This window comes from Paraburkholderia sp. Cpub6, from assembly GCF_014201065.1.
Taxonomy (GTDB): domain Bacteria; phylum Pseudomonadota; class Gammaproteobacteria; order Burkholderiales; family Burkholderiaceae; genus Paraburkholderia; species Paraburkholderia tuberum.
The window spans coordinates 1-7,789 of the sequence record NZ_JACHDM010000064.1; the positions used below are offsets into that span (position 1 = coordinate 1).

Sequence of the window (7,789 nt, forward strand, 5' to 3'; positions counted from 1 at the left end):
CAGCGTCTGCTGCTTCATCCTGTTTCGCCTTCTTCGTTCAATCCGATTTCTATAACGCTTGAGGTACCGGATCGGTGGACTTAATCAGCGTTGCCCTAACGCAGCAACAGACCGCCGGCGCTCGACACTGCGCCCCGTGGGCTTCCTTTTGTCTGGCTCCGGTGAAGCGCGCGCCGGGTTGCCATTTCCGGAGCTCGCCGACTGCGCTAACGCCCGCGTATGTGGCGATGCCGGCGGCCATTCCTTACATGCGCCCTATGTGCGCCCGGCCGTTCCCCGCTCATCCCTGCAGCGCCGCGCCGGCGCGGCTTGCACGACCAGTGTCGATCAGACTGTAAATCTGTTGGCGATCACAGCCAGCCAAAATGGCGCATGGCCTCTTCGATCGCTGGTCGCCATTGAGGCGGGCAGGGCTTCGCTCGCGCCGTCGTACGGCGAGATCGCAAAGGCAGTCCACACAATTCTTTGACGTCTGCAATCCAGCAGTTCTGAACGACGACGCCATGTCTTTGCTTCACAAAATTCCGCAGTTCCCCGTACGTGGCCATGTTGCCTCCATTGAGATGACAGTAATCCTAGGCGACGTCTTCGTAGAGCGTCCAGAAGAAAGTAGTTGCTCTTCGCCTGGCTCATTCACTCAGGCGTGCGAGCGCGCGGTCGGTGTGGAGCTCGCCAAAGGCTCCAACGCCCACATATCTGGTGGGCGGTTGCCTGCGTCGCTTCCGTACAACACGCTCGATTTGCGCCCGAAAAACAGGCGAAACGCGGACACCTGCGCAGGCTGGCCCTCACGCAACGCGAATAATCTGTTAGCTATGATTGCGGCCAAATAAGGCTAGACGGCCTGAAACGTGTTTGCGTAAACTTCGATTGTTGACGCACATTTATCAACCGGAGATTCAATGTCGAAGTTCTACCCTCGCGCCGCTGTCGCGTACATCAACGTCGAGAAGCGCGCAGGCCGCGTCGCCGATCAACCTTCTGAGGCGCATTCGTTTGAGCGCTCGCTCGTCGAAAAGGACTACATGGTCTTGCGTAACGCCAGTCCCTGCTGGCCGTCTATCGTATCCGGCGCGACAACGATACGTTGAAGCGGTTGAAGCGCTGGCCCGGACTGCTCGACGACGCCAAGTAACACATAACGTTCGCAGTATCGGCGGGTTCCGATAAATCGATTTAGTAATCCTAAAAAATGCAGAAAAAGAATATCGACGAAGCAGCATACGACAAGCGTATCAACGATTTGGCGAGCAACGAGTATTTCCAGGTGCTCGGCTATGGTCGCGCCGACAACGGCGTCAAGTTCGTGATGCATAAGCGCGAGCGCAGAATCCTGCGAATGAAGCCGCGTCAGTTCTCTAAACCGCGTCTGCTGCACCTGGCGCCTTTGCAGTGGTGGAGAGCGCACTTTCCGACGCTGCGTAACGCTGCGCACAGCTTCGACGAGCTCCACGCGGTGGATTTCCTATTCCGCGCCTGCGAGCGCGCCGGCGAGTTCGACGAGTTCAGCACCGGTGTCGCCGAATAAAGCGCGGCCTGCTGTTGCACTCATTTAACCCTAAATTGAGGAATTGAGAATGAGCAAAATTGTTCAGATCGCGTGTAGTCAGTCCCAGGACTCAGACAACGGAGTGAGTAGCAGTTTGTATGCGCTAACCGACGACGGCCGCGTGCTCGAGTTACACCAGCAAGAGCCGGCGAGTGCGAAAGATGCAGGTGCTGGCACCGTCGGCTTATGGACGGGCTTTTGGCGGCCGCTGCCGGATCTCAGCGTAGTGATGCCGGTGTTCGTGCCGACGCGAGAGGGCGTAACGGAGCAGGACATTCATCCGCACGCTTACGTCGATCGCGTCGAGCGTGCGGCGAAGGCCAGGGCGGCGGCGAAGGCGCTGGCGGAAAAGCAGGCGGTGACGGCGCCCGACGTGTTCTAGCAATAGCTGACCAGCAACAACGAAGGCCCGGCATGTCCGGGCTTTTCTACATGGTGCTCGATGTTGCCTGTATGCCTGCGGCGCGACGTCGTGCGCGTGGCTTGGTCGGTGGGCGTCGTCGATGCGCGGGGTAGGTGTCGAGCTGCTCGAGGTGCTGCTGCGTTATGTGCGGGTGCTCGACGAGATGTTGATTGGAGAAAGTCGAGGCCTAAAAGACCAACGCCCCATCTGGCTAGTGACGAGCTAGTTGTTCCAGATGGGGCGACTGCATTTGGCTGTGCTGAGGCACTAGAGGTGAACGGCAAAGTTCAAGAACAATTATATCTGATTGATCTCTTGGCGCAAAGAAAAACGGGCACCTGCTGTTGCGATCTTTCTACGTCTCCTCCTCGATATATCGATTTTTCGTCAAACCGCGTACCGGCGCGGCTTAGCGGCGAAACGCTTAATCAAATTTGAGTAAATCGTCACGAAAAATCGTTCTATCCAGACCTCGTCAATAGCTCTATCGCAAATAAAGTGCTAGGGGCTGATTCGCGGCGCCAGTAAACTCCGAGTTATTGCATGACGGATAGACGATCCGGAGTGCTCAACAAAGCCGCTTCCCCTTTGACGAGATGGAGGACGGCGCAATAATAAGGTAATAGAAGTGCACGGCAAAACAGATAACCCGGCTGCGGCCGGAGAGAGAACCCTTTCTCCAGGCGAACGGGCGCTGAAAGCCATTCGCGACTCTCAGCGCGGCGCACCAGCCGACTCGAATCCCCAAAAATCCAATGTGTCGTCTCGCGACGACGAGTCATTCGGCTCGTGGTCTTTGCGTGAAGACGCAGTGCGCCCGGACATCGGCGCGGCGCTTGAGTCGAATGTCGTGGTGACGCAGGCGGCAGCCGACGCGGAATGGGCGCGCGGCAAGGTCGAGGAGGTTACGGCGGCCGCCGCCGAGCACGACGCGCTGGCGGGTCCGCTGCAGGACGATCCACTTGCTGGACCGTTGACCGACGAGGATCTCGCGGACGAGCCGGTCGATGCGCAGGCACTGACGCGACAAGAGCCGGGGGCGGATGGCTCCGCTCTGGAGAGCGTGGGGCAACCGGCGCGGGACATCGCAAAGGCAATCGCTTCGCGATTAGCCGAGGCCATCGGTATCGACCCATCGGACGAGAGGCTTGGGATCAATCTCGCGATGATCGACGGTATGGTCAACGGCTCGTTCTGGTCTGGCAGTAAGAGTAAGGTTTTCCTGCTGAACGAATTTCAGAACCTCAATCAGTTTCTCGGCGGCGACGCCTACAAATTCTTGGTGCGTGCATTCGGCGAGCCCGTGGACGCCAAGGCCATCGCCGAGATGACCGAGCAGTTCATAGCGGATCGTGATCTGACCAAGCCACAGGCAAAGGCGCTGCGCGATTTGACTGCCGGGGCAGCTGGCACCGTGATCGTCGATCACCTGAAGTACTGCAACCAGCGGGAGAGTGTCGAATGGCGCTGCGACATGTTCGCCGACGACGCGCGGATGCGCCTGCTCGAGGACAAGGCGCGAATCGTACTGGCTCACAAACCCTTCGAGGTGCGTGGCAGATACGAGCCGGAAATTGTCGACGACTACAAGCAGCACTTCACCCGCTTCGATGAATTCCTCCAGTTCCTGGTGCAAAGCCGCTTCGCACTTGACCGCAAGAAGTGCTACCTATGGATCTTGGCTGATAGCGATTGGGGCAAAGGATTTCTTCTCGGCGTGCTCGGCGAGATGGGCCTGGCGGTTAGCACCTCGATGACGGAGATCGAGGCGATGTTCGATGGAAGACCTGTTGGGCGTGCCCCCGAGGAATTCAAGCGCGCCTTCGCCCTTGTGGTGGACGAATTCAAGACCGTGAAGTCTGAGCTGAAGCAGCTTCAGTCGAAGATCACGCTAAGTCCGAAAAATCAGCTGACGTCGGAGGTCGAGGTTTTCGCCAAGCTGTTCCTCTCTGCCGAGAGTGTAGCCAGTCTTGTGACGTCACATGGCGTTGAAGATCAGTTCGCCAACCGCATGAGCGTCTTTCAGGAGATCGGCACGCTGGTGCAGCGTCCGCTCTACCTCGAGGTCGGCAATCCGCGGTACTTTGCGAGTGTGCTGAACTATGCGGCCGATACGATGAACCGCATGGTGGCTGAGATGCAGTCGCTCGGGCTGGAAGGAGCCCAGACCGGCGCCGAACGCTGGATCAACGGATTCATAAGCCGCTACGGCCTCGATACGCTGCACGACCGCTTCTCCGACTCGCTGCCGGATGTTGCTGCCGACGTTTTGTCATGGCTGTACGCGCAGCCGCACCTGCTGTCGCAGGAGGGCAGTGGTGAGCACTCCAAGTACTACCTGCCGAGCGCCAATAAGGTGCTCGACACCTATCTAAACGAGCACTTCGATGTGTCAGAGGTCCAGACATATCGACGCCGGAAGCCAGAGATCTTGCGATTGTTGAGTACCGACGGAAAAGGATTGATAACGCGCAAGCCAAACGGCAAGCACACTAAGTGCGTAGCGCTGATGCGCCCGGGGTGTTCCGGTGAGGATCTGGCCGCTAGAAGGGACGCGTCACCCGCCGACGATTCCGAGGAGTTCTAAACCATCCTATCGCCGCATCGATCAAGCCGCCTTCGGGCGGTTTTTTTGTGCCCGGAAGTTCCGGACCTAGGAGCGCTGTAACCGATAGCGGGTGGCGTAACCGCGCGTAACCGTGCAGCCGGTTACAGTGAAACCCTTGTCGCATAAGGCTTTCCGGATGGTGTAACCGTGTAACCACTTTATTCTCACTTGTGGATTTGAAAAAATAAAATGAGGTGAGGTGATGCAACACCTGGCATGAGTGCTTTTTATATGGCTACGTGGGGCGTTTTTTACGGTTACACGGTTACAAGGGAGCAAAGCCTTGTCGCATAAGGGCTTCGCCGTAACTGGGCCGGCGGTTACGCCCGGTTACGCCTCGGTTACAGGCTATGGGCGAAAGGATCGGCGCCGTGAGCGCGATCTACGTCACGGCGCCGAGGGCTGCGACGACTGGCGTGCAGATCGAGGTGACCCGCATTAATGCGCGATCCAGCGACGCAACTAACCGACAGTGGCGCTGCAGACGGCCGGGTTTGGTGACGCCATTGTTGATCGGCGTCGACGACGTCTTGGCAGACAGATTGGCAGGGGCGAGACCGGGGATGACGGTTAGCTACTCTAATCGATAGAGCTGTCGGTGCGTGAATCTTTGCACACTCGTTGGTGGACTCGAATGGGCTGGATCCGTTGCCGATTGGGAGACGCTAGGCGTGAGTCTGCAGATAGTCCGCAGGTGAGGGGTGGCTATGGACGCGGCGCGACGAGCGCGTTGAAGGGCTGGAGGAGATGAAATGACGGGGAGGGGGGCGCAGGCACCGGATCCACAAATCAACCGCGTTTCGAAACAGCCTCGCCTTACCCGGCAAGGTTCTGGCGTCGTGATTGTAGACTTGTTTATAAACATCACGAGGTTTTCGGAATGCCGCGCCCAGCCAGCTCACAACGCTTTGAAGCATTGAACCAGATCCGTAAGTACATGCTCGAGCATGGCGAGCAGGAGGGTGCGCGCCTGGCGAAGCTCGACGGCTACAAGCACATCAACAAGGCGACGTGGTCGCAGTGGTGCAAGCTCGTGCGCGAGGAGGATCGCCAGCTCGCGATCGACGTGATTCGGAATGTCCCGCATCCGGGCGTGCCTGCCGGGCAGGCGCCGTCCTTCACGCCGATCACGCCGGCGACGCCTGAACAGCGGGTAGCAGTGCGCCGTGCGCTCGATTTTTTCCGGAAGATCCGTGTGATGGTGGACGACGCGCAGATGCTGGCTGACTATTCAATGACCGTCGATTCCACGACAGGTGTGCGGAAAGTCAAAAATCCGGTGATGCTTGCGCAATCGCACAAGATGCGCGCGGTGACGCTCACGCTGGCGCTAAAGCATGCAGAAGCGGTCTGGAATCAGGAGAGGATGGAGGAGTTGTACAACGCCGTCATTGGAGCGATCGGCGAGGTCGATCGCGGCTTGCAGCGCGCGGCCTTGGAAAAACTCCGCGAGCTGAATGAGCGACGGGGAGGTGCCGCCAAGTTCGGGATCGGCGTGGTGTCCGAAACAGAAGCGGCCGGCTTATAGATCGGCCTGAGGCGAAAAACGCGATGGCAAGACCTGTTGATGCGTCGACGGTCGTTACTCGATGATGACATGTATCCGGCACACGGTGCGCTGGCTTTCTGATGAGGGGAATGGAATGGCTGAAGTGAAGTTGAACGTGCCACGTACCGGCCGCAAGGATCTGATTGAAGCGGTGCGGTCGGCGGCCTACTGCGCTGGGTATGTCGCCGGCGAGAACGTCGCTGAGGCGCGCGCCGATCTGTTCCGGCGTGAGATGGCCGTCGTGCTCGTCGCGCTGGGCGATGCAATCGCGGCTGGTGAACGGGCGAACATGTTCTCCTGGTATGGCGTCGCGTCCAGGGTTTTCGCCGGTGGCGCTGTCGAGTGATTGGTCTGAGGGCGTTAGTCCGAGACAAATACTTCGACGGCCGTTGGATGGTCCAGCTTGAACGCGTAGCCCCGTCCCGCGCGGACGTCGCGCACCAGACTGTCGATCAGGTCGAGATGCTGCGACTCAAATTCGACGTTGCCGGTCTTCGCGGCCTCAACCCTTGCCAAGCATTCGCGACGGCGATCAAGCAAATACTGCACGGCGCGCGCGCCGCATAAAAAACCGATCCATTTCAACTGCCGACTTCTTTCAATCGAGCCGGCACGATAGCACGCATGCGACGGCCGCGCATTTCCGACGCGGCAACGCAATGGTTGTGCCGATTCGGTTCTCGGCTCCTGAAAACGCTCACCTAAAGGCAGCGTGTGCCGAGGATGGCGACGCCATTGCCCAGGTTGATGCGCTGAAAAGGTGCTATCGTTGATGGAGTTGCACCGATGATAGTTAGGAATATTGATCAAAAATGATCAATTTGAGTCTCCCATAACGACGAAAATCATCCATGAATTCAGAATCGATATCGCGCGAATTGAGCTCGTACTTTCACTGGCTCAGAAGTCTCGCGAGGGACGGTAACTCGCAACCGGCGGGTGTTTCGAAGTGGTATGAGAGTCACTCGATGGAGTGCTATACGCGGGCGGGCGTGTTCGCCGGCTGGAAATATGACAGGCCTGTTGTCTGCTTGGCGAATATTCGAATAAGGCAGGAGTTTAGGGGGCACGGCTTGTTCTCGTCGATCATTCGAATGCTGCAAGATGAGGCAGATCTGTTCGCGTTACACAGGATAGAGGTCGAACGCGTCGAAAATACGCGGCTCTCCGACTGGCTGGCGCGGAACCACTTCTCCATTTATTCGTGGCGGTCGGGCATACCTTCAACCACGTACTTCCTCGACGTCGTGAAGTCGCAGCCGGCGCTCGCGAATGGGGGACAATCGGCGAGTGCTGCAGCGCCCGGCCCAGCGCGTAGATCACCGGCGAGCTGATGTTCTTTCAGGTAGACGCGGAGTTCTGAACCGGAGACAGCCGTGACCAGAGTAACCTTGAGCGTCGCTTCTCGCGATGCAATTTCCGCACGCTTTGTCGCCGTGATGAAAGGCGAGGCACAGGGCCATTTCATTACCTTCCCGTCCGCTCCTGAGGGCGGATTCAACCGGTGGATGCAACACACTGAAGACTGCGCAAGCAGTGGGAGTGTTGCAGATGAAACAGCGACGCCGGATTTACTACAGCGAGAAGCAGAAAGCGCTGATGTGGGAACGTTGGCGGAAGGGAGAGTCTCTCCAGAAGATCGCCCAGCTTTTTGACCGGAACCACTCGTCTGTACAGGGG

General features: G+C 58.3%; 7 protein-coding genes and 1 pseudogene. 7 read left to right on the top strand and 1 reads right to left on the bottom strand.

Annotation, left to right across the window (positions count from 1 at the left end; genetic code table 11):
* The first annotated feature begins 902 nt into the window (after window positions 1-902).
* The 6 genes from HDG33_RS36330 (at window position 903) to HDG33_RS36355 (ending at window position 6,455) form a co-directional block, all read left to right on the top strand.
* On the top strand, window positions 903-1,091 hold the full coding sequence (locus HDG33_RS36330) for a hypothetical protein (protein WP_184041086.1): 189 nt from the start codon (window positions 903-905) through the stop codon (window positions 1,089-1,091).
* Between the two features lie 101 nt (window positions 1,092-1,192).
* Window positions 1,193-1,528 carry a hypothetical protein gene (locus HDG33_RS36335; protein WP_184041087.1) on the top strand — a complete coding sequence of 112 codons (336 nt, stop codon included), beginning with the start codon at window positions 1,193-1,195 and terminating at the stop codon, window positions 1,526-1,528.
* 49 nt (window positions 1,529-1,577) lie between these two features.
* A complete protein-coding gene (locus HDG33_RS36340; protein WP_184041089.1) occupies window positions 1,578-1,931 on the top strand; it encodes a hypothetical protein in 354 nt (117 codons plus the stop codon).
* 649 nt (window positions 1,932-2,580) lie between these two features.
* Window positions 2,581-4,539 (top strand): hypothetical protein, encoded by a 1,959-nt coding sequence (locus tag HDG33_RS36345; RefSeq protein WP_184041091.1) that lies wholly within the window; start codon window positions 2,581-2,583, stop codon window positions 4,537-4,539.
* Window positions 4,540-5,440: 901 nt separating this feature from the next.
* Window positions 5,441-6,088, top strand: coding sequence for a hypothetical protein (locus HDG33_RS36350; protein ID WP_184041093.1), 648 nt, complete (start codon window positions 5,441-5,443; stop codon window positions 6,086-6,088).
* Between the two features lie 115 nt (window positions 6,089-6,203).
* Window positions 6,204-6,455 (top strand): hypothetical protein, encoded by a 252-nt coding sequence (locus tag HDG33_RS36355; protein ID WP_184041095.1) that lies wholly within the window; start codon window positions 6,204-6,206, stop codon window positions 6,453-6,455.
* Between the two features lie 14 nt (window positions 6,456-6,469).
* On the opposite strand, the gene HDG33_RS36360 is transcribed toward HDG33_RS36355, so the two are convergent.
* Window positions 6,470-6,694 (bottom strand): hypothetical protein, encoded by a 225-nt coding sequence (locus tag HDG33_RS36360; protein ID WP_184041097.1) that lies wholly within the window; start codon window positions 6,692-6,694, stop codon window positions 6,470-6,472.
* A 966-nt stretch (window positions 6,695-7,660) separates the two neighbouring features.
* Between HDG33_RS36360 and HDG33_RS36365 the strand changes: the two are divergent.
* Window positions 7,661-7,789 (top strand): annotated as a pseudogene (locus HDG33_RS36365) (IS30 family transposase); the annotation flags it as partial.

Bases quoted from the DNA above. Each gene is read 5' to 3' on its own strand.
- HDG33_RS36330 (WP_184041086.1), top strand. From the start codon at position 903: ATGTCGAAGTTCTACCCTCGCGCCGCTGTCGCGTACATCAACGTCGAG.
- HDG33_RS36335 (WP_184041087.1), top strand. From the start codon at position 1,193: ATGCAGAAAAAGAATATCGACGAAGCAGCATACGACAAGCGTATCAAC.
- HDG33_RS36340 (WP_184041089.1), top strand. From the start codon at position 1,578: ATGAGCAAAATTGTTCAGATCGCGTGTAGTCAGTCCCAGGACTCAGAC.
- HDG33_RS36350 (WP_184041093.1), top strand. From the start codon at position 5,441: ATGCCGCGCCCAGCCAGCTCACAACGCTTTGAAGCATTGAACCAGATC.
- HDG33_RS36355 (WP_184041095.1), top strand. From the start codon at position 6,204: ATGGCTGAAGTGAAGTTGAACGTGCCACGTACCGGCCGCAAGGATCTG.